The 22,994-nt window shown below is 32.9% G+C and carries 36 protein-coding genes; 3 read left to right on the top strand and 33 right to left on the bottom strand.

Annotated elements, in window-relative coordinates; all coding sequences use genetic code 11:
- Positions 1 to 208 precede the first annotated feature (208 nt).
- A complete protein-coding gene (trxA, locus tag MPAN_RS01380) occupies positions 209 to 520 on the top strand; it encodes a thioredoxin (protein ID WP_176239716.1) in 312 nt (103 codons plus the stop codon).
- Complete coding sequence (locus tag MPAN_RS01375) at positions 517 to 1,380, top strand: NAD(P)/FAD-dependent oxidoreductase (protein ID WP_176239717.1); 864 nt, start codon at positions 517 to 519, stop codon at positions 1,378 to 1,380. The genes trxA and MPAN_RS01375 overlap by 4 nt, the downstream gene beginning before the upstream one ends.
- A 34-nt stretch (positions 1,381 to 1,414) precedes the next feature.
- Here MPAN_RS01375 and MPAN_RS01370 read toward each other — a convergent pair whose 3' ends face one another.
- The 5 genes from MPAN_RS01370 to MPAN_RS01350 form a co-directional block, all read right to left on the bottom strand.
- Positions 1,415 to 2,644, bottom strand: a complete 1,230-nt coding sequence (locus MPAN_RS01370) for a BaiN/RdsA family NAD(P)/FAD-dependent oxidoreductase (protein ID WP_267910368.1) — start codon at positions 2,642 to 2,644, stop codon at positions 1,415 to 1,417.
- 70 nt (positions 2,645 to 2,714) lie between these two features.
- Positions 2,715 to 3,089, bottom strand: a complete 375-nt coding sequence (locus tag MPAN_RS01365) for a hypothetical protein (protein WP_176239719.1) — start codon at positions 3,087 to 3,089, stop codon at positions 2,715 to 2,717.
- A gap of 2 nt (positions 3,090 to 3,091) precedes the next feature.
- Positions 3,092 to 4,783, bottom strand: coding sequence for a M3 family oligoendopeptidase (locus tag MPAN_RS01360; RefSeq protein ID WP_176239720.1), 1,692 nt, complete (start codon positions 4,781 to 4,783; stop codon positions 3,092 to 3,094).
- Between the two features lie 55 nt (positions 4,784 to 4,838).
- The gene (locus tag MPAN_RS01355) at positions 4,839 to 6,437 is read right to left on the bottom strand and encodes an ABC transporter permease (protein WP_176239721.1); all 1,599 of its coding nucleotides are present in this window, start codon (positions 6,435 to 6,437) and stop codon (positions 4,839 to 4,841) included.
- On the bottom strand, positions 6,434 to 7,147 hold the full coding sequence (locus MPAN_RS01350) for an ABC transporter ATP-binding protein (RefSeq protein WP_176239722.1): 714 nt from the start codon (positions 7,145 to 7,147) through the stop codon (positions 6,434 to 6,436). The genes MPAN_RS01355 and MPAN_RS01350 overlap by 4 nt, the downstream gene beginning before the upstream one ends.
- A gap of 138 nt (positions 7,148 to 7,285) precedes the next feature.
- Here MPAN_RS01350 and MPAN_RS01345 point away from each other — a divergent pair, with 138 nt between their 5' ends.
- On the top strand, positions 7,286 to 7,879 hold the full coding sequence (locus MPAN_RS01345) for a DUF975 family protein (protein WP_176239723.1): 594 nt from the start codon (positions 7,286 to 7,288) through the stop codon (positions 7,877 to 7,879).
- A gap of 57 nt (positions 7,880 to 7,936) precedes the next feature.
- On the opposite strand, the gene MPAN_RS01340 is transcribed toward MPAN_RS01345, so the two are convergent.
- The 28 genes from MPAN_RS01340 to rplB all read right to left on the bottom strand — a co-directional run bounded on the left by MPAN_RS01340 (position 7,937) and on the right by rplB (position 22,983).
- The gene (locus MPAN_RS01340; protein ID WP_176239724.1) at positions 7,937 to 8,920 is read right to left on the bottom strand and encodes an aldo/keto reductase; all 984 of its coding nucleotides are present in this window, start codon (positions 8,918 to 8,920) and stop codon (positions 7,937 to 7,939) included.
- Positions 8,910 to 10,415, bottom strand: coding sequence for an endonuclease (locus MPAN_RS01335; RefSeq protein ID WP_176239725.1), 1,506 nt, complete (start codon positions 10,413 to 10,415; stop codon positions 8,910 to 8,912). Before MPAN_RS01335 ends, MPAN_RS01340 begins: the two co-directional genes overlap by 11 nt.
- Before the next feature lie 122 nt (positions 10,416 to 10,537).
- Positions 10,538 to 10,894, bottom strand: a complete 357-nt coding sequence (gene rplQ, locus MPAN_RS01330) for a 50S ribosomal protein L17 (protein WP_176239726.1) — start codon at positions 10,892 to 10,894, stop codon at positions 10,538 to 10,540.
- A gap of 3 nt (positions 10,895 to 10,897) precedes the next feature.
- A complete protein-coding gene (locus MPAN_RS01325; protein ID WP_176239727.1) occupies positions 10,898 to 11,887 on the bottom strand; it encodes a DNA-directed RNA polymerase subunit alpha in 990 nt (329 codons plus the stop codon).
- 19 nt (positions 11,888 to 11,906) lie between these two features.
- Positions 11,907 to 12,293 (bottom strand): 30S ribosomal protein S11, encoded by a 387-nt coding sequence (gene rpsK, locus MPAN_RS01320; protein ID WP_176239728.1) that lies wholly within the window; start codon positions 12,291 to 12,293, stop codon positions 11,907 to 11,909.
- 13 nt (positions 12,294 to 12,306) lie between these two features.
- Positions 12,307 to 12,672, bottom strand: coding sequence for a 30S ribosomal protein S13 (gene rpsM, locus MPAN_RS01315; protein WP_176239729.1), 366 nt, complete (start codon positions 12,670 to 12,672; stop codon positions 12,307 to 12,309).
- Positions 12,673 to 12,684: 12 nt separating this feature from the next.
- The gene (gene rpmJ / locus MPAN_RS01310; RefSeq protein ID WP_176239730.1) at positions 12,685 to 12,801 is read right to left on the bottom strand and encodes a 50S ribosomal protein L36; all 117 of its coding nucleotides are present in this window, start codon (positions 12,799 to 12,801) and stop codon (positions 12,685 to 12,687) included.
- Between the two features lie 12 nt (positions 12,802 to 12,813).
- Positions 12,814 to 13,035, bottom strand: coding sequence for a translation initiation factor IF-1 (gene infA / locus MPAN_RS01305; protein ID WP_176239731.1), 222 nt, complete (start codon positions 13,033 to 13,035; stop codon positions 12,814 to 12,816).
- Between the two features lie 4 nt (positions 13,036 to 13,039).
- On the bottom strand, positions 13,040 to 13,798 hold the full coding sequence (map, locus tag MPAN_RS01300) for a type I methionyl aminopeptidase (RefSeq protein WP_176239732.1): 759 nt from the start codon (positions 13,796 to 13,798) through the stop codon (positions 13,040 to 13,042).
- On the bottom strand, positions 13,795 to 14,445 hold the full coding sequence (locus MPAN_RS01295; protein ID WP_176239733.1) for an adenylate kinase: 651 nt from the start codon (positions 14,443 to 14,445) through the stop codon (positions 13,795 to 13,797). The genes map and MPAN_RS01295 overlap by 4 nt, the downstream gene beginning before the upstream one ends.
- Before the next feature lie 16 nt (positions 14,446 to 14,461).
- Positions 14,462 to 15,772, bottom strand: coding sequence for a preprotein translocase subunit SecY (gene secY, locus MPAN_RS01290; RefSeq protein ID WP_231756795.1), 1,311 nt, complete (start codon positions 15,770 to 15,772; stop codon positions 14,462 to 14,464).
- A gap of 1 nt (position 15,773) precedes the next feature.
- On the bottom strand, positions 15,774 to 16,211 hold the full coding sequence (gene rplO / locus MPAN_RS01285; RefSeq protein WP_176239734.1) for a 50S ribosomal protein L15: 438 nt from the start codon (positions 16,209 to 16,211) through the stop codon (positions 15,774 to 15,776).
- 12 nt (positions 16,212 to 16,223) lie between these two features.
- Entirely contained in the window at positions 16,224 to 16,403 is a 180-nt protein-coding gene (gene rpmD, locus MPAN_RS01280; protein WP_176239735.1) for a 50S ribosomal protein L30, read from the bottom strand.
- A 1-nt stretch (position 16,404) separates the two neighbouring features.
- Entirely contained in the window at positions 16,405 to 16,914 is a 510-nt protein-coding gene (rpsE, locus tag MPAN_RS01275) for a 30S ribosomal protein S5 (protein WP_176239736.1), read from the bottom strand.
- A gap of 13 nt (positions 16,915 to 16,927) precedes the next feature.
- A complete protein-coding gene (gene rplR, locus MPAN_RS01270; RefSeq protein ID WP_176239737.1) occupies positions 16,928 to 17,281 on the bottom strand; it encodes a 50S ribosomal protein L18 in 354 nt (117 codons plus the stop codon).
- A gap of 14 nt (positions 17,282 to 17,295) precedes the next feature.
- On the bottom strand, positions 17,296 to 17,835 hold the full coding sequence (gene rplF / locus MPAN_RS01265) for a 50S ribosomal protein L6 (RefSeq protein ID WP_176239738.1): 540 nt from the start codon (positions 17,833 to 17,835) through the stop codon (positions 17,296 to 17,298).
- Between the two features lie 15 nt (positions 17,836 to 17,850).
- Positions 17,851 to 18,249: a 30S ribosomal protein S8 gene (rpsH, locus tag MPAN_RS01260; RefSeq protein WP_176239739.1), complete on the bottom strand. Its 399-nt coding sequence runs from the start codon at positions 18,247 to 18,249 to the stop codon at positions 17,851 to 17,853.
- A gap of 16 nt (positions 18,250 to 18,265) precedes the next feature.
- Complete coding sequence (gene rpsN / locus MPAN_RS01255; RefSeq protein ID WP_176239740.1) at positions 18,266 to 18,535, bottom strand: 30S ribosomal protein S14; 270 nt, start codon at positions 18,533 to 18,535, stop codon at positions 18,266 to 18,268.
- A gap of 11 nt (positions 18,536 to 18,546) precedes the next feature.
- The gene (rplE, locus tag MPAN_RS01250; protein WP_176239741.1) at positions 18,547 to 19,086 is read right to left on the bottom strand and encodes a 50S ribosomal protein L5; all 540 of its coding nucleotides are present in this window, start codon (positions 19,084 to 19,086) and stop codon (positions 18,547 to 18,549) included.
- A gap of 12 nt (positions 19,087 to 19,098) precedes the next feature.
- A complete protein-coding gene (gene rplX, locus MPAN_RS01245) occupies positions 19,099 to 19,479 on the bottom strand; it encodes a 50S ribosomal protein L24 (RefSeq protein ID WP_176239742.1) in 381 nt (126 codons plus the stop codon).
- Between the two features lie 13 nt (positions 19,480 to 19,492).
- A complete protein-coding gene (gene rplN / locus MPAN_RS01240; protein ID WP_176239743.1) occupies positions 19,493 to 19,861 on the bottom strand; it encodes a 50S ribosomal protein L14 in 369 nt (122 codons plus the stop codon).
- A 14-nt stretch (positions 19,862 to 19,875) separates the two neighbouring features.
- Positions 19,876 to 20,136 carry a 30S ribosomal protein S17 gene (gene rpsQ, locus MPAN_RS01235; RefSeq protein WP_176239744.1) on the bottom strand — a complete coding sequence of 87 codons (261 nt, stop codon included), beginning with the start codon at positions 20,134 to 20,136 and terminating at the stop codon, positions 19,876 to 19,878.
- 10 nt (positions 20,137 to 20,146) lie between these two features.
- Positions 20,147 to 20,335: a 50S ribosomal protein L29 gene (gene rpmC / locus MPAN_RS01230; RefSeq protein WP_176239745.1), complete on the bottom strand. Its 189-nt coding sequence runs from the start codon at positions 20,333 to 20,335 to the stop codon at positions 20,147 to 20,149.
- A complete protein-coding gene (gene rplP, locus MPAN_RS01225; protein ID WP_176239746.1) occupies positions 20,332 to 20,748 on the bottom strand; it encodes a 50S ribosomal protein L16 in 417 nt (138 codons plus the stop codon). The genes rpmC and rplP overlap by 4 nt, the downstream gene beginning before the upstream one ends.
- Before the next feature lie 2 nt (positions 20,749 to 20,750).
- Positions 20,751 to 21,497 carry a 30S ribosomal protein S3 gene (gene rpsC / locus MPAN_RS01220; protein ID WP_176239747.1) on the bottom strand — a complete coding sequence of 249 codons (747 nt, stop codon included), beginning with the start codon at positions 21,495 to 21,497 and terminating at the stop codon, positions 20,751 to 20,753.
- 12 nt (positions 21,498 to 21,509) lie between these two features.
- A complete protein-coding gene (rplV, locus tag MPAN_RS01215; RefSeq protein WP_176239748.1) occupies positions 21,510 to 21,845 on the bottom strand; it encodes a 50S ribosomal protein L22 in 336 nt (111 codons plus the stop codon).
- Positions 21,846 to 21,860: 15 nt separating this feature from the next.
- Entirely contained in the window at positions 21,861 to 22,142 is a 282-nt protein-coding gene (gene rpsS, locus MPAN_RS01210) for a 30S ribosomal protein S19 (protein ID WP_176239749.1), read from the bottom strand.
- Positions 22,143 to 22,152: 10 nt separating this feature from the next.
- On the bottom strand, positions 22,153 to 22,983 hold the full coding sequence (rplB, locus tag MPAN_RS01205) for a 50S ribosomal protein L2 (RefSeq protein ID WP_176239750.1): 831 nt from the start codon (positions 22,981 to 22,983) through the stop codon (positions 22,153 to 22,155).
- Positions 22,984 to 22,994 lie beyond the last annotated feature (11 nt).

Here is a 22,994-nt window from a genome sequence, read left to right as displayed (position 1 = left end):
GCAACCTTGAGTTTATAAAGACATTAAACTGATAAGATTTACTTTTTTTATAGACCGTTTTTAATCATATAATACAAAAAAGAGCTCTCTATTTACTTTGTAAAGTAAAAGCCTTTAGTTTTTTTGTGTTTTTCTTTATAATAACTATGAAAGATAAATACTATATCTAAAGATATTAGTAGCTTATACATATAAATGAGGTGTAAACATGGTAAAGCATTTAAAGACAAGTGAATTTAAAAAAGAAGTTTTAGAAAGTGATGTTCCTGTATTAGTCGATTTTTGGGCTAAATGGTGCAGTCCTTGCTTAAGAGTTGCTCCAATCTTAGAAGAACTTAGCGAAGACGTAAAAGGCGCTGCTAAGATTTGTAAATTAGAAGTTGATGAAGAATATGAAATTGCTGATTTATACGATATTATGAGTATTCCAACTATAGCTGTTTTTGTTAATGGTGAAATCAAGGATCAAATGATTGGTGTTCAATCTAAAAAAGCATTAATGAAGCTTTTAGGTCTATGAAAGACGTAATTATAATTGGTGTAGGTCCAGCTGGTATTTCTGCAGCTATATATTTAAAAAGAGCTGGAATGAATCCTCTTGTCATTGGACAAGATTTTGGTACTTTAAAATCTTATCCAGGAAAGATTGAAAATTATTATGGTTTTGAAAGTCCTATCTCTGGTGATACATTAATAGAAAATGGGATTAAACAAGCAAAGAATTTAAAAATTGATATCCTTATGGATTCTGTGATTTCTCTAGATCAAGTTGATGATTATTTTACTGTTAAAACTATCAAACACAAATTTTCATCAAAAATAATTATTTTAGCTACTGGAAAGAGAAGATTATCTTTATCAATACCAGGTTTCAATCAGTTCAAAGGAAAAGGTATTAGCTTCTGTGCAACTTGCGATGGATATTTCTTTAGAAGAAAAAAGATAGCAATTATTGGTTGTGGTGCTTACATGCTAAATGAGTTAGCTTACTTAAGTCAAATCAATAAAGATATTACTGTTTTTACTAATGGACATGAATTAAACCAAGATGTTGATTTCCCTGTAGTAAATCAAAAAATAGTTAAATTTTTAGGAACTAATAAATTATCCCATATTGAAACAGATGATGGCAAACACTATGAAGTTCAAGGAACGTTTGTTGCGATTGGTACTCCTAGTTCTATTGATTTTGCTACAAAATTAGGTGTAGTTATTGAAGACAATAACATTAGTGTTAATCAAAACTATCAAACTAATATTGAAGGATTATTTGCAATAGGAGATGTTATTGGTGGAAAATTACAAATAGCCAAAGCTGTTTATGATGGCATGATGGTTGCAGATAACATTAGTCAATACATAAAAAAAGACAAAAAATAAAAAGAGGATATCCTCTTTTTTTATTGTTCTTATATTATTTTCCAGCATATTTTCCAGCTATGTAACCACTAGACCATGCCCACTGTAAATTATATCCACCACATAAAGCATCTATATCTAAAATTTCTCCAGCAAAATATAAACCTTTATGAACTTTAGATTCTAAAGTCATTTGATCAACTAGATCAAGATCTACACCGCCAGCTGTAACTTGTGCTTCATCATAACCCTTACTATCAATGATTAAAAATTGCCAATTATATAAAACATCTAGAACTCTTTTTAATGCTTTTCCTGATAAAGATGCTGTATTTAACTGATAATTATGAATATTTGCTTCTTTTAATATTGGGTGAATTAGCTTTCTTGGAATAAGTCCCACTAAAGCCATTTCTATGGGTTTAGCACCCAGGTTTTTAAATCGTTTAACTAATTCATATATCTCTAAATCATTAATTAATATAACTCTTATATATATCTTTTGACCCTCAAGAAGTAGTTGGTTTGCAGTTCTAGATATCTGCAATATCGTTGGTCCAGATATACCATATTTAGTAAATAAAACATCACCAAACTCTTCGTGAATTACCTTTTCGTTATGGACAAGTTGTGCTTTTGCTTTAACTTTTACGCCATCCATTTGTTTTAAATATGGATAGTCTAAATTTAATTTTACTAAAGAAGGGAAAATTGGTGTTATCTTATGTCCAAGTTTTTTTGCTATTTGATATCCGTTTCCATCACTACCACTTTTTGGAAGAGCTTTACCACCAGTCGTTAAGATCACCTTATCAGCATTATACTGTTTATTTGTTGTCTTGATGATATAATCATTATTTTTTATACTTAGTTCTTCTACAAAACTGTCGTAAATTATTGGTATGTCTAGTCTATTGAGCTCATATAATAAAACTTCAACAATACTTGACGCTTGTTCAGAATATGGATATGCCTTACCTTCATCTTCAACTTTAGGTAGAATACCTAATGATTCAAAATATTTAATCGTTTGTTCTGGCCCAAATTGTTCAAATACTGATTTTACAAAATATGGATGATTATAATTGTTATCAGTCGCATCAACATTTGTAAAATTACATCTGCCATTTCCTGTAGCTAATATTTTTTTTCCTATTTTTTGATTTCTCTCTAGTATAAAAACATCTGCTCCTTGTTGTCTTGCAGATATAGCAGCAAAGATACCACTGGCACCAGCTCCAATTACACATACTTTATTAGACATTTTTATACCTCCATATATCAAAAATATTATAACATAAAAATATCATATGAAAAAACAGCTTGTGACATAATCACAAGCTGTATGTTATATTTTATAAAAACTTATATCTCACGTATGCAGATCCTATCATTAAGATGACACAAATGATTGCAACTATATTTGTATACCAACCAAGAAATGTAACCATTAATAACCCAGCAATCAAAGAAATGTTAACCACAATATTAATTGTACTTTCCATTGACTCTGTTTGTTCTTTTTTAAAGATACCAAAGATCATGAAAATCAAGTGAGCTATGGTTGTTAAAAAGACAACCCCTATGATGATATTACCAAATAATAAAATATTGCCAGAATAAATAGCTTGTATACCTGTTAGTGATTCTTCTTCTACATTAAACATTGGAAGAAAGAAACAGACTAATATACCTATAACAATAATGAATTGTAAAGTTTTATATTTCATATTTAAAGTTTTGAGTCATCAACTTGATCTAAGTATGCACGAATCGGTTTTATTATTTTTTTCACAGATCCTTTAACAAAAGGGTTCTTTAATTTTGCTGATTCAACTAGATCTACAAAACTCTTAGATCCACCTAGTTTACATAAAGCAAGATAACTTTCTAATGCTTTTTGTCTATCCTCTTGACTCATAACCCAATATTGGAATGCACATACTTGTGCAAGTGTATAGTCGATATAGTAAAATGGTGCTCCAAATATATGGCCTTGTCTAAACCAAAATGTACCTTTATCCATAAATGAATCATCACCATAGTCTTTAAATGGCATATATTTCTTTTCTAATGTTCTCCATAATGATTTTCTTTCATTAGGTGTAAGATTTGGATTTTCATAAATACCATGTTGAAATTCATCAACTAAAACACCATATGGAAGAAAAGATAATGCACCCGCTAGATGATTAAATTTGTATTTTTCAGTATCTTCTAAAAAGAATTGATCTATCCATGGCCAAGCTAAAAATTCCATACTCATAGAATGGATCTCAGCTGCTTCCATTGTTGGCCATCTATATTCAGGTAACAACTCTCTACTAGAATAAACTTGAAATGCATGTCCTGCTTCATGAGTTAAGACATCAACATCATGTGAAGTCCCATTAAAGTTGGCAAATATAAAGGGTGATTTATAATCAGGGACGTATGTACAATACCCTCCACCTTGCTTGCCAGGTTTACTATCTAAATCTAATAAATCGTGTTCAATCATAAAATTAAAGAACTCTCCAGTTTCAGTGCTCATTTCATTATACATTTTTTGAGCTCTTTCAACTAACCAATCTCTATCACCTTTTGGTTTTGGATTTCCTGATAGAAATGATAGTGCTAAATCATAAGATTTAGGAGATTTAATACCTAATCTTTTAGCTTTTCTTTCTGTAAGTTCTGATACTAGAGGAACAATATCTTCAAAGATTTGATCTCTATAGTTTTTTACATCATTAAAATCATAATCTGTTCTACTAAATCTGTCATATCCTAACTGAACAAAATTTTCATAGCCTAAAGATTTAGCAATCTTATGTCTAACTTGTACCATTTCGTCATATATGCGATCAAATTCAGATTCATTTTCTTCAAAGAATTTTGAAACAACTAATTGAGCTTGATGTCTAGTTTCTCTATCTTTATCTTGAATAAATGGTGCCATTTGACTTAAGTTATATATTCCATCTTTAAATTTAATTTCTGCAGATGCTATGAGCTTCCCGTATTCTGTAGATAATTTATTCTCTTTTTGCATATCAGGAATAACTTCTGGCTTAAAAGTCTTTTGAGCTAATTCAGCACGTTTAAAAATTAAACTTCCTAGATAGTTTTCAAGTTCTTCTCTATTTTTAGATTTTAATAATTTCAAAATAAATTCATGCTCATATTGTTGTAGAACTGGGCCATTTTCATCAAAAAACTCTTGTTCTGCTTCATAAAATTTATCTTTTGTATCTACACTATTTCTAATAGAAACTAAAACAGCTAATGATCCTATATGATCGTTAATTTCAAAAATTTCATCAATTGCTTTTTTCTCAACCTCAAATGATTGTGATTCACCAATTAAAGCAATCTGAGTTTCTAAATCTTTTTTCACTTTTTCTAAATCTGGACGTTCATACTTGTATTCGTTAAATTTCATATGTATACCTTCTTTCATTATTCTTATTTACTATTATAACATGTTAGTTATGTGCTTAAAAATTTAAAAACACTTTTTCAGACTTATCTCTTAAGATAATATAAAACGGAATTGTGAATCCTATACTTACAACAGTCAATAATAAAATAATAAGTTGTAAAGAAATAATATCAGTCAAGAAATATATGCCAACACCATAAACAATCATGACAACAAATACACCTAAAATTGCCATGAGTGCAGCTGCACTTTGTTTAACAACTTCTGCGTCATTATTATAATCAAATTTAGGTAGGTATAAATTAATCACAGATTGCATAAAAGAAGTCATCATAGAAAATGAGATAACAAGCAACATAAGTAAAAATATGTTTAATATAGATATTTGAAGTGATATACCTAACATGATCAAACTTATAATTGCTATCGGTAAGATTAGTACTAAATTAAATACTATTTTAGAAAACATGACTTTAGATGCTTTAATAGGCAGACTTTTTAAAATCCACAAATTTTTACCTTCTAAAGAAAGACTGACAGCAGGTGTGTATGTTAAACCTATCATAAATGAAAACAATACCATTATGATTAATTCCGCACTTAATCCAACGCCAAATTCTTGAGAAAAATATAATTCTATATCTGCTTTAAAAAATAAGCTTGCAATAGACATAACAATCATTAAAACTAATCCGACCCCTGAATTAAGCGCATATAATGTAGAGTTGAAAAACTTTTTAAATTCTTTTTCTACTAATGTTCTAACAACTGGTTTTTCTTGATATGATATATTTTTTTGTTTGTATTTAATATTACTTCGTATACCTCTTTTATTAGTGAATTCTGCAAGTTTTTCAACGAAGTAAATATATACAATAAACAATATACCATGTGATCCTACAATATACAATAAATCTAAAAATGAATTGCTGTATACGGCATTGTTAAACCATTTAAAAGGTAAATAGTATTTAGTCATATTTGCAAAAATATCTATCTGACCAGTCAATGGATTTACTTGAGTATCATTCATAGAAAATGATAATGCCATGATTCCAAGTAATACACCAACCATTAAAATCAACGTAATAATTTTACTGTGTTTCATCTTCGATGTTAATAATGATATTCCCAATGATATGATTGATAATATCATAAAAGGGATAAGTGGTATGAAAATTAATCCAATAATATATAACAATATACCAATTAAATTAAATCCACTCCAATAAAAGAATGAGAACATAATAGGTAGTGTAATTGCAAAATTAATGACGTATATCATCATAAGTAATACAATAAGTTTAGAGATAAATATTTTTCTTGAATGTATAGGTAGTGGTGCTAAAATTTCATAATCTTTATAATAAAATAAATAACCACTAGCTCTTAATAATACAGTAAAAATTGTGAATCCTATAGCATATACAGCAGAAAAACTAAGTAGTATTTGCACATTATTAATCTCATTTAAAATTTTTCCTAAATCAAAAAATAAGTATCCAAAAGTACCAATCATAGCAATTAAAGCATAGATGATAGCTCCAATGATTAAAATACCTTTAACTTTATTTTTCTTTATATCAAATCCGAAATATCGCTTTAATGAAAAATTATTTTTTAATTGAAGTCCTATTAATCTAGATAGTTTCATGATTCTTTTTCTATCTCCATGAATATTTCTTCAAGCGATTCATTTGATATAATATCCACTGTATTACCATTTGCAACTATACTTCCTTGTTTTATAATAGCGACCTTATTACATAACTTTTCTACAACTTCTAAAACATGAGTTGAAAAGAATATAGCAGATCCTTTGCTAACCATTTCTTTAAATACTTCTTTTAATAAGAAACTTGCTTTAGGATCTAAACCAACAAAAGGTTCATCAAGTATCATAAGTTTTGGTTCATGAATTAATGCACTAATAACAACAATTTTTTGCTTCATCCCATGAGAATATGTCGAAATTGGATTATGCAAAACATCAGACATTTCAAACATAGTTGTATATTTTTCAACAAGTTCTCTTCTTTTCTCTTGTGGAACTTCAAAAACATCTGCAATAAATTCAAGATACTGTATGCCTGTTAAAGATTCATAAACATCTGGATTATCAGGAATATAAGCTATAATTTTTTTCACTTCAATTGGTGACTCTTTAATAGAGATACCGTTAACTTTAATTTCACCCTCATTAAAATCAATAATACCTGCAATAGATTTTAATAAAGTTGTTTTGCCTGCACCATTATGGCCGATGAAACCAAAGATATCTCCAGATTCAATATCTAGATCAATATGGTCACATGCATTTTTAACGCCATCATAACTTTTAGTCATTTGCTTAATATTTAACATATATTTTCCTCCATTTCAATACTACATATCTATTTTACCACTTAATGGCATATTTTTTAATAATTTATTATAATTTTATATAATTTTATCTTTTATCATAACATGGTAAAATAGAATTATTAATAGGAGGTATCACATATGTTCATGAATAGTAAAGCTTATCGCGTTAAAACATGGAATCAATTAAAAAAATCATATTGGTCAGTGTTAATTGCTTGTTTAATAGTCTTAGCAGTCTCAGGTGCGAGTGTTCCGTTAGCATTTCTTCTTGTAGGACCAATATTAGTTGGTCAATCATATTATCTAATTGATGTTGCTGAACATGAAAACGAAGGCAAAAATTTTGAATTACTTATTGAAGGGTTTAAAAAAAGTCTCGTAACTTCTATAGTTGCAAACATTCTTATGGGAATTTTTATTTTCCTATGGACACTACTTTTAATCATTCCAGGTATTATTAAAATTTATGCTTACTCTATGACTCATTATGTTATTGCAGAAAATCCAGAAATTGACTTCATGGACGCAATCAAAAAAAGTGAAGAGATGATGAAAGGCCATAAGTTTAGATTATTTAAATTACAATTCAGCTTTATTGGTTGGTTTATTCTAGGTGTATTAACATTTGGAGTAGGGTTTTTATTTGTTTATCCATATTATAGCCTAGCACAAGCAAACTTTTATATCGACCTTAGAGGTAAAAAACCATTAATCATTGATGTAGATTATTGATACTGAGCAAACTTAATCATAAAAAAATGCACTTATAAAAAGTGCATTTTTATTTTTTTACCATAGATAATGAACTGGATCTTTTATATACATATCATAAATATCTCTGACTGCTTGCATTTGAACTTTTGTTAATGGAGGTAAGAGCGCTGCATTTGCATTTTGATAAACATATTCAGGCTTACTAGCTCCAGGAATAACAGTTGATACAGCATCAAACATTAAAACCCATCGCAATGCGATTTGTGTTAAATCTTGAGTTTTAAATTCTTTTTTCAAGGCTTCAACAGCTTTTAATCCTTTTTCAAATGAAACTCCAGAAAAAGTTTCACCTTTATCAAAGGCTTCCCCATTTCTGTTAAATGTTCTATGATCATCTTTTCCAAAAGTAGTTTTTGTTGTATATTTACCAGTTAATAATCCACTAGCAAGTGGCACTCTAACAATAATGCCAACATTATTTTTTAATGCTTTTACAAAAAACTCTTCAATCGGTCTTAATCTAAACATATTAAAGATAATTTCAATGGCATCTATGCCATCATAGTCCATTGCTTTTAAGCCTTCTTCAATACGTTCTACACTCACACCATAATGTTTTATTTTTCCTTCAACTTTTAAAATGTCTAAGATTTGAAATACTTCAGGCATATAATAAACATCAGTTGGTGGACAATGTAATAAAACCATATCTAGGGTATCCATATCTAGATTTTTTCTACTATCATCAATAAATTTTCTCAAGTTTTCTTCACTATAACCCTCTTTAGTTTGCTTTTCCAGTCTTCTACCTGTTTTGGTTATAATGAAAGGTTTTTCTTTTAGAGTTTTAATATACTTTCCAATCGTTTTTTCAGATAATCCACCTTGATATACATCTGCTGTGTCAAAGACGTTTATATCGGTAGCAATAGCTGCTTTAAGAGTGTTATACGCGACCTCTTGGTCAAATGGATCTCCCCATTTAGAACCTAATTGCCATGTTCCTAAAGATATCTCAGATATTTTAATACCTGTTTTTCCAAAAGTTCTAAATCTCATTGAAATTCACTTCAATCATGCTGCTTAAAATAGTTTCTACTCTAGATATTGATAATTCATTTGAATTTTGATATATTTTATCTACAAATTCAGGATGATCTATAAAAGGATTTCTATTGCCTTGAAGACCTTCAATTAAATTATTTCTATTCATTTCAAAAGTATCTACTGGATCAAGTTCATGCCAAGCTAATAAGACTTCTAAATTACCCATTTCATAGACATTGCCTTCATTAGCGTAAATTAATGTAAGCTCGCTATACATGATATCCATATAGAATAGAATTCTAGCTATATCGCCTTTAACTTCATCTCTTGGTGCATATGTTTGAGATGTTGTCGTATTACCATAATACTTATTACTTCTACTTGAATTTTCTCCTGGATCACTTGGTTTTAAGTTTTGTAAATCTGATGCAGTATTAACAGCTTCATTTGAAGCACTAACACCTAAGAAAGATTGTGGCCATACATGTTCTCTATTCCACGTTGCACCGAAATCCCAAACACCTGAAATACTAGTTCCTAAATATACTAAAATAACATTATTTGAATTTAAAGGATCTGCATCTGTATCATCTAACATGTATCTTGCATCTCCGTAAGTTACACCGCTAAATGATTCATTTGATATTTGATGTAAAAATGCAATTAAATCATCTTCGTATAATCCAGCTGCACCTTGATAATAACCTGTATAAACATATGCATCACTTACTTCTTGGAATATTGCTTTTAATGAAAATTCTGAAGTAATTGGAGTTAATGCATTAAATGGAGTTGTTTCTGAAGATATTCTCCATTCAACAAAATTATAATCTTGTTTCATTGGATCATCTAATGAAATCACATCTCCATGTTTAACGTCAATGGTATCTAATAATGTAGTTCCATCATATAAGTCAATACTGTAAACATTTCTATCAAAATATACATCCAAAGATATCACTTCATCAACTGAAGTTCTACCCATTAGTGTACTTAATGTTGTATTTAAAGTAAATCCCTCTTCATTTTCAGGATTAACATAAACATTTTGGTTCACAGTACTATCTATTTCAATACTCTCTACTAATGTATATTGATCATCTTCAATATTTTCAAAAAAATAATTGATTTCATAACTTGTTTGTACAACTTGTAGATTACCAATAACTTTAAAAGTTAAAGTTTGTGAAAATGATTGCCCTAAATAATCAACAGTATAAGCAATATCAACCAATTCATCTTGATTAGTTCTATTAACTGTACCAGAGTTATCAATGACATCTGGATTTTGACTTATCCAAGATAATGTGATATTTGAATCTAGTGTTGTTCCTGTAGGAAGGCTCAAATCTTGTGTAACGTAATCTTGAGAATCACCTTGTCCATAACCTATAGAAATGGACTCAACAATCTCACCTATGCTATAAGTTGATTCTTCTCTATCCTCACAACTTGCGACAAAGAATAACACAAATATTAAACTAAATAATAATACAACTTTTTTCATATACTGCCTCAGCTTTCAATTAATTAATCGTGTATATCTATTGTAATATGATTTGGGTGAAATAACAAGGAAAATCCATGTAAAGATTATAAAAAAAACAAGCCGAAGCTTGTTTGATTTTATTATACGAATTCTATAATTGCCATAGGCGCAGCATCGCCACGTCTTGGAACTGTTTTAATGATTCTAGTATAGCCACCAGTTCTATCTTGGTATCTTGGTCCAAGTTCTGAAAATAGTTTTTGAACAGCGTCTTGACCCTCTTTAACTGGTTCATGACGAACTGTTTCAGCTGCTTGTCTTCTAGCACTTAATGAACCGTCTTTAGCTAAAGTAATCATCTTATCAGCAAGTTTTTTTAATTCTTTTGCTTTAGATTCAGTAGTAACAATTCTTTCATAAATGATAATGTCTGTTACTAAATCACGTAACAAAGCTTTTCTTTGGTCGCTTCTGCGTCCTAATTTACTATAAGCCATGATTTACTCCTTCTCTTCATCGTCTAAATGAAATTTCGATTCTTTGTTTGAAGAATTCTTAAATTCTAGACCATGCTCTAATAGTTTTTCTTTTAATTCTTTAAATGATTTTCTACCTAATGATCTAAATCTCATAACATCTTCTTCAGATTGACTCACAATTTGTGCAACTGTAGATATACCTGAACGTTTTAAACTATTATATAGTCTAACAGATAAATCAAGTTTATCAATTGTAAGTTCTAGCTTTTTATTAACTGGTTCTTCTTCTTGTTCATAGATGAAATCAGATTCTTGAGCTTGCTCACTAATTTCTACAATAACACTAAAGTAGTCAATAAGCATTTTTGAAGCTAATGCTAATGCATCTTTTGCTTCAATCGCACCATTTGTTTCAATATCTAAAGCCAATTCATCATGATCTCTTAATGTTTTTTCAACATGATAAGAAACACGAGTTACTGGAGTATAGATTGAATCAATTGGGATAACGCTTTTTTCATTATTAATATAAGCCTTATTTTTCTCGGCGCTCACATAGCCAACGCCTCTTCTTACAGTGACTTCCATAGAAAGTCTTCCTGCATCAGCTAGGTTAGCTATTTCTTGATCTGGATTTACAATTTCAATACCATCAACATGGTTAAAATCAGCTGCAGTGACCTTTCCTGCACCTACCATATATAATTCAAGTTTTTGTTCAAATTCCGGATCAGTAGATTCTACTTTGAAAATGACTTTTTTTAAGTTTAATACAATACCCATAACATCTTCATAAACACCTTCGATTGTTGAGAACTCATGTTCTACACCGTCGATTTTAATGCTTACGATTGCTGCTCCTGGTAATGAAGATAATAAAACTCTACGAAGTGCATTACCTAAAGTAATACCATACCCACGATCTAATGGTTTAATGACAAAACGTCCTTTATATCCATCTTTCGAAATTTCTTCAACTGCTGTTGGTTTTTCAAACTTTAAATCTTTCACTAGTTACCCCTCCTTAAGATTATCCACGTGGACGTTTTGGCGGTCTACATCCATTGTGTGGTACTGGTGTTACGTCTCTAATAGCTGTAATTTCTAATCCAGCTCCTTGTAACGATCTAATAGCTGCTTCGCGTCCTGGACCAGGTCCTTTAACTGAAACTTCTACTCTTAGCATACCATTATCCATAGCTGACTTAGCTGCAGCTTCTGCAGACATTTGTGCAGCGAAAGGTGTTGATTTTTTACTTCCCTTAAAGCCAAGTGCTCCAGCACTGCTCCAAGCGATAGCATTCCCATCAATATCAGTGATAGTTACGATTGTATTGTTAAATGTTGTATGAATGTGTGCTACACCAAGGGGAATATTTTTTCTTACTTTTCTTTTCGTTGTTTTTTTACGTGCCATGATTTATTCCTCCTTATTTCTTCTTACCGGCGATTGCCTTTGGTTTACCTTTTCTTGTTCGTGCGTTGTTTCTTGTGTTTTGTCCACGAACAGGTAATCCTCTACGATGGCGTATGCCTCTGTAAGAACCAATTTCCATTAAACGTTTAATATTTAATGTAGTTTCTCTACGTAAATCACCTTCTACTATAAAATTCCCGATTTCAGTACGAATGCGATTTAATTCATCTTCTGTTAATGCTTTGACACGAGTCTCTTCACTAACGTTAGCATTTTTTAGGATTTCTTTGGATGTTGATAACCCAATACCGTATATATAGGTCAACGATATAACGACTCTTTTGTCGCGTGGAACGTCAATACCTGCTATTCTTGCCATAGTTCCTCCTTATTAACCTTGTCTTTGGTTATGTCTTTTAATTTTTTTGTTAATTACGTAAACTTTACCTTTACGTTTGACGATAATATCGTCTTCACTTCTTTTTTTTACTGATGCTTTCACTTTCATAAGTGATCCTCCTTACTTACGGCGATATGTTATTCGGCCGCGTGATAAATCGTATGGTGACAACTCTACTGTTACTTTATCACCAGGTAAAATGCGTATGTTATGCATGCGGATTTTACCAGATACGTGAGCCAATACAATATGGCCATTTTGAATAAGTTCAACTTTGAACTTCGTGTTAGGTAATACTTCAATTACTTTTGCTTCTACTTCGATTAAATCTTCTCTTGCCATAGATTCACTCCTTTTTTAATAATGTTAAAATGTCATATCCAGTTTCTGTAATCACAATCATGTGTTCAAAATGAGCACTAGGTTTGCGATCAATAGTGACAGTTGTCCAGTTATCTGCTAAGACTTTTACACGTTTAGTACCTAAATTAATCATAGGTTCTACACAAAATGTCATGCCTGGTTTTAAAATAGGTCCTTGATGAGGTTGTCCAAAATTAGGGACATACGGTTCTTCATGTAATTCTCTACCAATACCATGACCAGTAAACTCTTCAACAATGCCATATCCATATGGTTTTACATATGCTTCAATAGCATGTGATATATCTGATACGTGATTTCCTGGTTTCGCTTCTGCTAGACCAACATATAATGATTCTTCTGTGATTTTTAATAATTTTTCTAGTTTTTCATCAATATGTCCTACCGGATAAGTAGTTGCTGAATCAGCATGATATCCTTTATAAATAACACCAAAATCTAATGTTATGATATCTCCTTCTTTTAAAACTTTACGTTTTGAAGGTATACCATGAACAACAACTTCGTTCACTGAAGCACAAATGGATCCCGGAAAGCCATGATAACCCTTAAATGATGGGATTGCTCCAAGACTCTTAATATAATTTTCGGCGAGCTGATCGAGATGATGTGTCGATACACCAGGTTTAACATGTTCTTTTAACATGTTTCGTGTCATATCTAAGATGCCACCTGCTTCTCTCATCAACTCGATTTCGCGTTCTGATTTGATTTGAATCAATTCATTTCACCTAAAGCTTTCATAATATCAGCATGATTTTTTGAAATAGCATTTGAGCCATCTGCATTAATCATTATGCCTGAATGTTTATAATATCCGATAACAGGTTCTGTTTGATCATAATAGATTCTTAATCTTCTTAGAACAGTTTCCTGACTATCATCATCTCTTTGAATCAAATTACCATCACATTTATCACAAACACCATCTATTTCTGGTGGATTGTTTTCAAGGTGATAGATTGATCCACAATCTTCACATACTCTACGTCCACTAATACGTTTAATAATCAATTCATCTGATGTTTGTATATTGATCACTGCATTAAGTTTCCAACCTTTTTCATCAAGAATTCGATCGAAGGCTTCTGCCTGTTCAATATTTCTAGGATATCCATCAAAAAGGAATCCTTTTTCAACATCTGGTTTTGATAGTCGATTGCGTACGATTTCATTGGTAATATCATCTGGGACTAATTCGCCTTTATCAATATATGATTTAGCGATTTTGCCAACTGTTGTTTTATCTCTATATAATTCTCTAAAGATATTACCTGTTGAGATATGTGGTATGTTAAAATCTTTAATCAATAATTCTGCTTCTGTGCCCTTACCTACACCAGGTGGGCCCATGATAATGATTCGCATAGTCATCATCCTTATCTTAATTGAAAATGCCGCTATAAGCTGTTTGACTTGCGTCCGTTTCGATTTGTTGTGTAGTCTCAATAGCAACACCGACAATAATTAGTAAACTTGTACCACCTAAAGTAATTGCTTGTGCATCACTACCTGTAAATCCAAATACTACGGAAGTTAATATAGGTAATACTGCGAGTAATACTAAATAAGTAGTTCCGATAACAGTAATCTTAAATAATAATTTTGCTACGTAATCTTGAGTATCTTGTCCTGGTCTAATACCTGGAACGTAAGCATTTGAATTCGACAAGTTATTTGCAATCTTCTCTGGGTTGATTGTCATAAATGAATAGAAGAATGTAAAGATAACAATTAGAATAACATATAAAATAAATCCAATAGGCTTACCTGTACTAAAGATATTGCTTATCCAACCTCCAGTACCAGATGCTCCTGCGAATCCTGCAACAGTTAGAGGAATACTCATAATTGTTTGTGCAAAGATAACAGGGATAACTCCAGCACTATTAAGTTTCATTGGAATATTTGAATCTGATTTGCCTTGACGATTTGCGTATTGTACTGGGATCTTTCTAGTTGCAATTTGCATATACACAACACCAAGTAAAATGCCTAAGTATAATAATAATATAATGATAAACCATACGATTGACCAACCTGAAACGCCATTGATGATATATTTAGTCCATAGAGTTGTCCACATGGTTGGTAAACTTGTTACAATACCTGCAACAATTAATAATGATGTACCATTACCTACACCTTTTTTAGTGATTAATCCAGCAAGCCATATCATAAGTGCAGTACCACCAGCCATAATAAGTGCCATATAAATATAGAAGAAATATCTAACGCCACTAGATGTTATTGAAGCATCTAAGCTTGGAATAAGTGCTGTACCTGGACCTACGGATACACCAATAATTAAAGCGTAACCTTGTAAAAATGCTAATATAATTGCTAAATAACGAGTTGCTTGATTAATCTTTTGTTTACCAGTTTCACCTTGTTCACTCCACTCTTTTAATTGTGGAATAACCATTTGTAATAACTGAATAGCAATTGAAGCTGTAATATATGGTGAGATACCTAATGACAATATTGAGAATCGTTCAAGTGATTGACCACTGAAATTATTTAAAATTGCAACGAAACTACCACTTTGATTCATGAAATCAACAATTGCCGTGGTATCAAATAGTGGGACCGTAATATGACTACCAATTCTAACGACTAATAATATAGCTAATGTGAATGCTAATCTTAGCATCACTGTTTTATTACTTAGAATTCTTTTAATACGTAACCACACTTTAAATCACCTCTACTGTTCCACCGGCTTTGACGATTGCTGCTTCAGCAGCTTTTGAGAATGAGTGAGCTTTAACTGTTAACTTCTTCTCTAAGTTACCATTCGCCAATACTTTAACGCCTGATTGTAATTTCTTTAAAACATTTTTAGCGATTAATGCTTCTGGAGTTACAACATCGCCATCATTAAATAGATTTAATTCTGACATATTGATAACAGCAAATTCTTTACGGTTAACATTTTTAAAACCTCTTTTTGGAAGTCTTTGGAAAAATGGAAGTTGTCCACCTTCAAAACCTGGACGAGGTCCACCACCTGAGCGAGCAAGTTGACCTTTGTCACCTTTACCAGAGGTTCCTCCAGTACCACTACCTGGCCCTCTACCTAAACGTTTGCGCTTTTTTCGAGCACCTGCTACGGGTCTTAATTCATTTAACATGGTTCTACCTCCTTACTCTATTTCGTTAATTGAAACCAAGTGAGAAATCGTTTTAATCATACCAATAATAGCATCATTAGATTCTTTAACTACAACTTGATTCATTTTACGTAATCCTAATGCATGTGCTGTTTTAACTTGATTAGGTTTTCTACCAATTAAACTTCTGGTTAATTTGATTTCTAGTTTCATATTATCCAAGCTCCGATACATCAATGCCACGAAGTTTAGCAACTGTTTCAGCAGTTCTTAATTCCTTAAGACCAGCAAATGTTGCACGAACCATATTGATTGGTGTTGATGTTCCTATTGATTTTGATAATATGTCATTAATGCCAGCAAGTTCGCATACAGCACGAACGGCCCCACCAGCAATAACTCCAGTACCTTCTGAAGCTGGTTTTAAAAATACTTTACCTGCTCCGTATGTTCCTGTAACCTCATGTGGAATGGTAGTTCCAACTGTTGGTACAGTCATTAAATTTGATTTTGCATTTTCGATTGCTTTTTTAATTGCATCAGGTACTTCTGAAGCTTTACCAGTACCAAATCCAACTTTACCTTTTTGATCGCCGATCACAACTAAGGCAGCAAAACGGAAACGACGTCCACCTTTAACAACTTTGGTTACACGGTTGATTGAAACAACACGTTCTTCGAATTGTTTTTCTTGTTCTTGCTTTTTATATCTATCTCTAGCCATGTACGTCTCCTCCTTAGAATAGTAATCCTGCTTCACGCGCTGCTTCAGCAAGTGCTTTAATACGTCCGTGATATAAATAACCACTTCTGTCAAATACTACTTGTTTAACACCACCAGCAAGAGCCTTTTCGGCAATTAATTTTCCAACTGTCTTAGCAGATTCAATGTTTGAATTTTTAAGACCTGCTTCTTGACTACGAGCACTAAATAAAGTCGTTTGATTGACATCATCGATCAATTGCGCATAAATTGCAAGATTTGAACGATAAACACTTAATCTTGGTCTATCTGGTGTCCCTTTAACAATTTTTCTAATACGTAAATGACGTTTTGATCTCGATTCGTTTGTTGATTTTTTCTTAATCATATTGATGTCCTCCCTTACTTAGCAGTCTTTCCAGCTTTACGAGGTACATATTCCCCAACATAGCGAATACCTTTACCAAGATATGGTTCTGGTTTTCTAACTTTTCTTATCTTAGCAGCAAATTCGCCAACGGCTTGTTTGTCAACGCCTTCGATAATTACGTCTGTGTTTTTTGGAATTGTAACTGTAACGCCTTCTGGTATCTCTAATTCAACTGGGTGAGAAAAGCCCATTGATAATACTACCGTGTTGCCTTGTAATAGTGCTCTATAACCTACACCACGGATTTCTAGTTGTTTTTTAAATCCATCTACAACACCAGTGATCATATTTTGAATAAGAGCACGAGTTGTTCCATGAATTTTTCTTGAAAAAATTTCATCATTTGGACGAGTAACTGCAATTTCGTTACCTTCCAACTTAATTGTTAAATTTTGATTGTATTGATATTCAAGTTGACCTTTTGGACCTTTAACTACTACGTAGTTTTCTGGACTAACCGTTACAGTAACGTTAGCAGGAACTTGAATCACTTTATTACCTATTCGTGACATAATTTCCTCCTTATTTTACCAAACGTAAGCAAGCACTTCGCCGCCAACTTGAGCTAAACGTGCTTCGCGATCTGTCATGATACCCTTAGATGTAGAGATTAATGCAATCCCTAAACCATTTAAAACTTTTGGTAATTCGTCTACAGATGTATATACACGAAGTCCTGGTTTCGATATCCTTTTTAAACCTTTAATTACACGTTCTTTAAGATCAGTGTATTTTAAGGTAACAACTATTTTACCTTGTACTCCCTCTTTAACTACATTGTAGCTAACGATGAAGCCTTCTTTTTTAAGAACTGCTAATATATCAGCTTTTAAACGAGAAGCAGGCATTTCTACTTTTTCATGACGCATTCTATTTGCGTTACGAACACGCGTTAGCATATCCGCAATCGGATCAGTCATAACCATGTTTATTCCTCCTTAATTACCAGCTTGCTTTTTTAACACCAGGAATTTCTCCCTTGTGTGCTAATTCACGAAATGTTAGACGTGACAAGCCAAACTTGCGCATATAGCCGCGTGGACGACCATCTATTGAATCGCGATTTCTTACACGAGTTGCTGATGCATTTCTTGGTAGTTTTTGTAAAGCTAGGTAATCACCTTTAGCTTTTAACTCTGCAACTTGTTCGCGATAGCGTTCTACTATTACTTTACGCTTATCATTTTTTACAATTTTTGATTTCTTTGCCATAATACGCCTCCTTACTTCTTAAACGGCATACCAAGTTGACTTAATAATGCACGTCCTTCTTGATCTGTTTTTGCCGTTGTTACAATAACAATGTCCATTCCACGAACTTTTTTTACTTTGTCTAAACTAATTTCTGGGAATATAATTTGTTCTCTTACACCAACTGTGTAGTTTCCGCGACCATCAAATGAATTTCCTGAAATTCCTCTAAAGTCACGTACACGAGGTAGTGCGATTGAAATTAACTTATCTAAAAAGTAATACATTCTTTCGCCACGAAGGGTAACTTTCGCCCCAATTGGCATACCTTCTCTTAATTTGAAGTTAGATATTGATTTTTTAGCTTTAGTAATGATAGGTTTTTGTCCTGTTAATAATTGTAATTCTTCTACTGCATCATCTAAAACTTTTGGATTGAATACTGCATCACCGATGCCCATATTCACTACAATTTTATCAATTTTTGGAACTTCCATAACAGATGTATAGTTGAATGCCTTAATAAGTTCGGGTTTGACAACATTTTCGTATTTTTCTTTAATTACACTCATTGTTCAAACTCCTTAGTTATCTAGGCTTTCGCCTGATTTTTTAGCATAGCGTACTTTAATAGGTTTATTATTTGTACCTAATACTAATTCGCCATTTTTATCTGTCTTCAAACGGTAACCTACACGTGCAGGTTTACCAGATTTAGGATCTATAATCGCTACATTAGAAACATGAATCGGTGCTTCTTTTTCTAAAATGCCGCCTTTATCGTTTGCTTGTGTTGGGCGTTGGTGTTTTTTAACCATGTTAATGCCTTCTACTAACACACGATCAGTACTTGGATATACACGTAGCACACGGCCTGTCTTACGTGTCTTGTTTCCTTTTTTGTCAGTTACAAATTGATCGCGTCCGGCAATCACTGCAACTGTGTCTCCAGCTTTAATATACATAGACGAGACCTCCTTATAGTACTTCTGGAGCTAGAGAAACGATCTTCATAAAGTTCTTATCTCTTAACTCTCTTGCCACTGGACCGAAAATACGGGTTCCACGTGGATTCATATCATCTTTAATTATAACTGCTGCATTTTCATCAAATTTGATGTATGAGCCATCTGCGCGACGAAGACCTTTTACTGTACGTACGATAACTGCTCTTAAAACTTCACCTTTTTTTACCATTCCGGCTGGTGTAGCTTTCTTCACTGTTACGACGACAACATCACCGATATTAGCATAACGACGACGGGTTCCCCCTAAAACTTTAATCACAAGGACTTCTTTAGCGCCACTGTTATCAGCAACAACTAATCTACTTTCTTGTTGAATCATGTTTTATATCCTCCTTATACTAAGTCGGCTTTAACAAGAACTTCTAAGAGACGGAATCTCTTAGTTTTAGATAGTGGACGAGTTTCCATAATGGTAACTTTATCCCCAATTCCTGCTAAACCTTCTTCATCATGCACATGAAATTTCTTTGAAACCTTTACACTTTTACTGTATAAAGGTGCTTTTTTGTATGTATCGACAACCACGGTAATCGTCTTATCCATTTTGTCAGATACAACAATTCCCGTATATACTTTTCTTTGTTTACGTTCCATGGTATCCTCCTTATTCAGTACGTTCACTGATGATTGTTTTCATTTGTGCAATCGTCTTTTTAACTATACTAATTCGAGCCGTATTTTCTAGTTGACCTACTGCAAGTTGAAAGCGTAAGTTAAATAATTCTGCTTTAAGCTCGACAATGCGTTTTTCTAAATCAGGTGTACTGATTTTTCTAATTTCTGTCGCTTTCACGCTTGCTCACCTCTTTTAACAATTTTTGTTTTTATAGGTAATTTGTGTGATGCTAAACGTAGTGCTTCTTTTGCAATTGCTTCAGAAACTCCATTCACTTCAAACATGATCTTACCTTGTTTAACAACCGCTACCCAGTGATCTGGAGCACCTTTACCGGAACCCATACGCACTTCAAGTGGTTTTTTTGTTTTTGCTAAATGCGGGAATATATTAATCCATACTTTCCCTAATCTTTTCATATGTCTTGTCATCGCGATACGAGCAGCTTCGATTTGACGGTTTGTAATCCATGCGCCTTCTAAAGCAATAAGTGCGAAATCACCATTTAAGATTTCATTTCTACCTTTTACTTTACCTTCATAACTAACTCTATGTGGGCGACGGAATTTTGTTCTTTTAGGCATTAACATAATTATTTGCCTCCTCTGTTGTTGTTATGATTATTGCGACCACCGCGTCTTGGTGGACGTGGAGCTCTTTCATCAAGCTTTCTTAGGTTTCCTTCTCTTGTTTGTCCTGGTAATACCTCACCATTATAAATCCAAACTTTGATACCTAATACACCATACGTTGTATGTGCTTCTGCTGTTGCATAATCAATATCTGCACGAAGTGTATGTAGAGGAACTTGTCCTTCTGAATATCCTTCGCTTCTAGCCATTTCTGCTCCACCTAAACGACCTGAAACTAATGTTTTACAACCTTTAGCTCCGGCTTTAAGTGCACGTTGCATTGCAATTTTTTGAGCACGTCTAAATGATGCACGATTTTCTAGTTGTTCTGCTATGTTTTGTGCAACAAGAGATGCTACTCTTTCAGGACGTTTAACTTCAACTACATTAAATACAATTTCTTTATTAGAAATTTTTTCTAATTGAGCAACTGCTTTTTTCTTAGTTTCAGCATCACGGCCAATTACGATACCAGGTTTTGCTGTGTGTAAAGTGATTTTTACACGATCTTTACCGCCTCTACCTTTAACGCGTTCGATTTCAACGTGAGAAACAGCGGCTTTTTTATAAAAATCATTAAGATATGAACGAATGCTTGCATCTTCCTTAACTAGTGCTGGAACGCTATTTTTATCAGCATACCATCTTGAATCCCAGTTACGGATGATACCAACACGCATACCAATCGGATTAACTTTTTGACCCATGTCTCTTCACCCCTACTCTTTTTCTGCCACAACAATAGTTATGTGGCTAGTTCTTTTTTTGATAATGTCGCCTTGACCCTTAGCTCTAGGTAAAAGTCTTTTTAGACGAACTCCTTCATTAACATATGCTTCTTTAACATATAATTCTTCAACGTTTGCATTATTATTGTGCTCTGCATTCGCAACAGCACTATTTAACACCTTAAGAATAATTGGTGAGGCACCACGTGGTGTAAACATTAGGATTGCTTGCGCTTCTTTAATGTTTTTACCGCGGATTAAATCGATAACCAATCTAACCTTACGGGGAGCAATGCGAACGGTTTTAGCTATAGCTTTAGTTTCCATCATTTTCTCCTCCAATTACTTCTTCTTAGCTTTCTTGTCTTCTTTACCATGTCCATGATAAGTACGAGTTGGTGCAAATTCACCAAGCTTGTGGCCAACCATATCTTCAGTTATATAAACTGGAACATGAGATTTACCATTATAAACTGCAATCGTGTGTCCAACAAAGTCTGGGAAAACAGTTGAACGACGTGACCAAGTTTGGATCACTTTCTTTTTGTTAGTGTCATTTTGAGCTTGAACTTTAACTAATAAGTGCAAATCGCAAAATGGTCCTTTTTTGACTGAACGTGCCATGATTTTCCTCCTACTTCGTACGACGACGAACGATTAAGTCGTTTGACGCTTTTTTATTGTCGCGAGTTTTAACTCCGCGAGCCTTCTTACCCCAAGGGGTCATTGGTGATTTTCTACCAATTGGTGTTCTACCTTCACCACCACCATGTGGATGGTCGTTAGGGTTCATTGCAGAACCACGAACTGTTGGTCTTACGCCCATGTGTCTAGTTCTACCAGCTTTACCGATATTTACTAATTCCCATGATTCATTACCAACGGTACCAATTGTAGCACGACAAGTTCCTAAAATCTTACGAACTTCACCAGATTGCAACCGTACTAAAACGTATTTTTCTTCACGCCCTAAGATTTGAGCAGATGCGCCAGCACTTCTAGCTATCTGTCCACCTCTACCAGGACTTAATTCGATGTTATGAACTACAGTACCAACTGGAATGCTCATAATTGGACATGCATTTCCTGTTTTGATATCTACTTGTGCTCCAGAAAGGATTTCCATTCCTACTTCTAATCCTTTAGGTGCTAATATATATCTTTTTTCTCCATCTACATAGTGAATTAAAGCGATATTAGCAGAACGGTTTGGATCATATTCGATCGTTGCCACTTTTCCAATAATATTGTCTTTATTTCTTTTAAAATCAATTACACGATATTTTCTTTTCGCACCGCCACCGATATGTCTAACGGTAATCTTACCTTGGTTGTTACGTCCGCCTGTGCGAGAGATTGGCTCAAGTAGTGATTTTTCAGGAGTAGATGTTGTAATTTCGTCATAAGTTAAAACACTCATGTTACGACGACCATTTGAGGTCGCTTTGTACTTTTTAACCGCCATTTGGTTAAACC

Source organism: Mariniplasma anaerobium, assembly GCF_016865445.1.
GTDB lineage: Bacteria > Bacillota_I > Bacilli_A > Acholeplasmatales > Acholeplasmataceae > Mariniplasma > Mariniplasma anaerobium.
The sequence above is the reverse complement of the archived record's forward strand: the minus strand, read 5'-3'. Positions and strand labels throughout refer to the sequence as shown.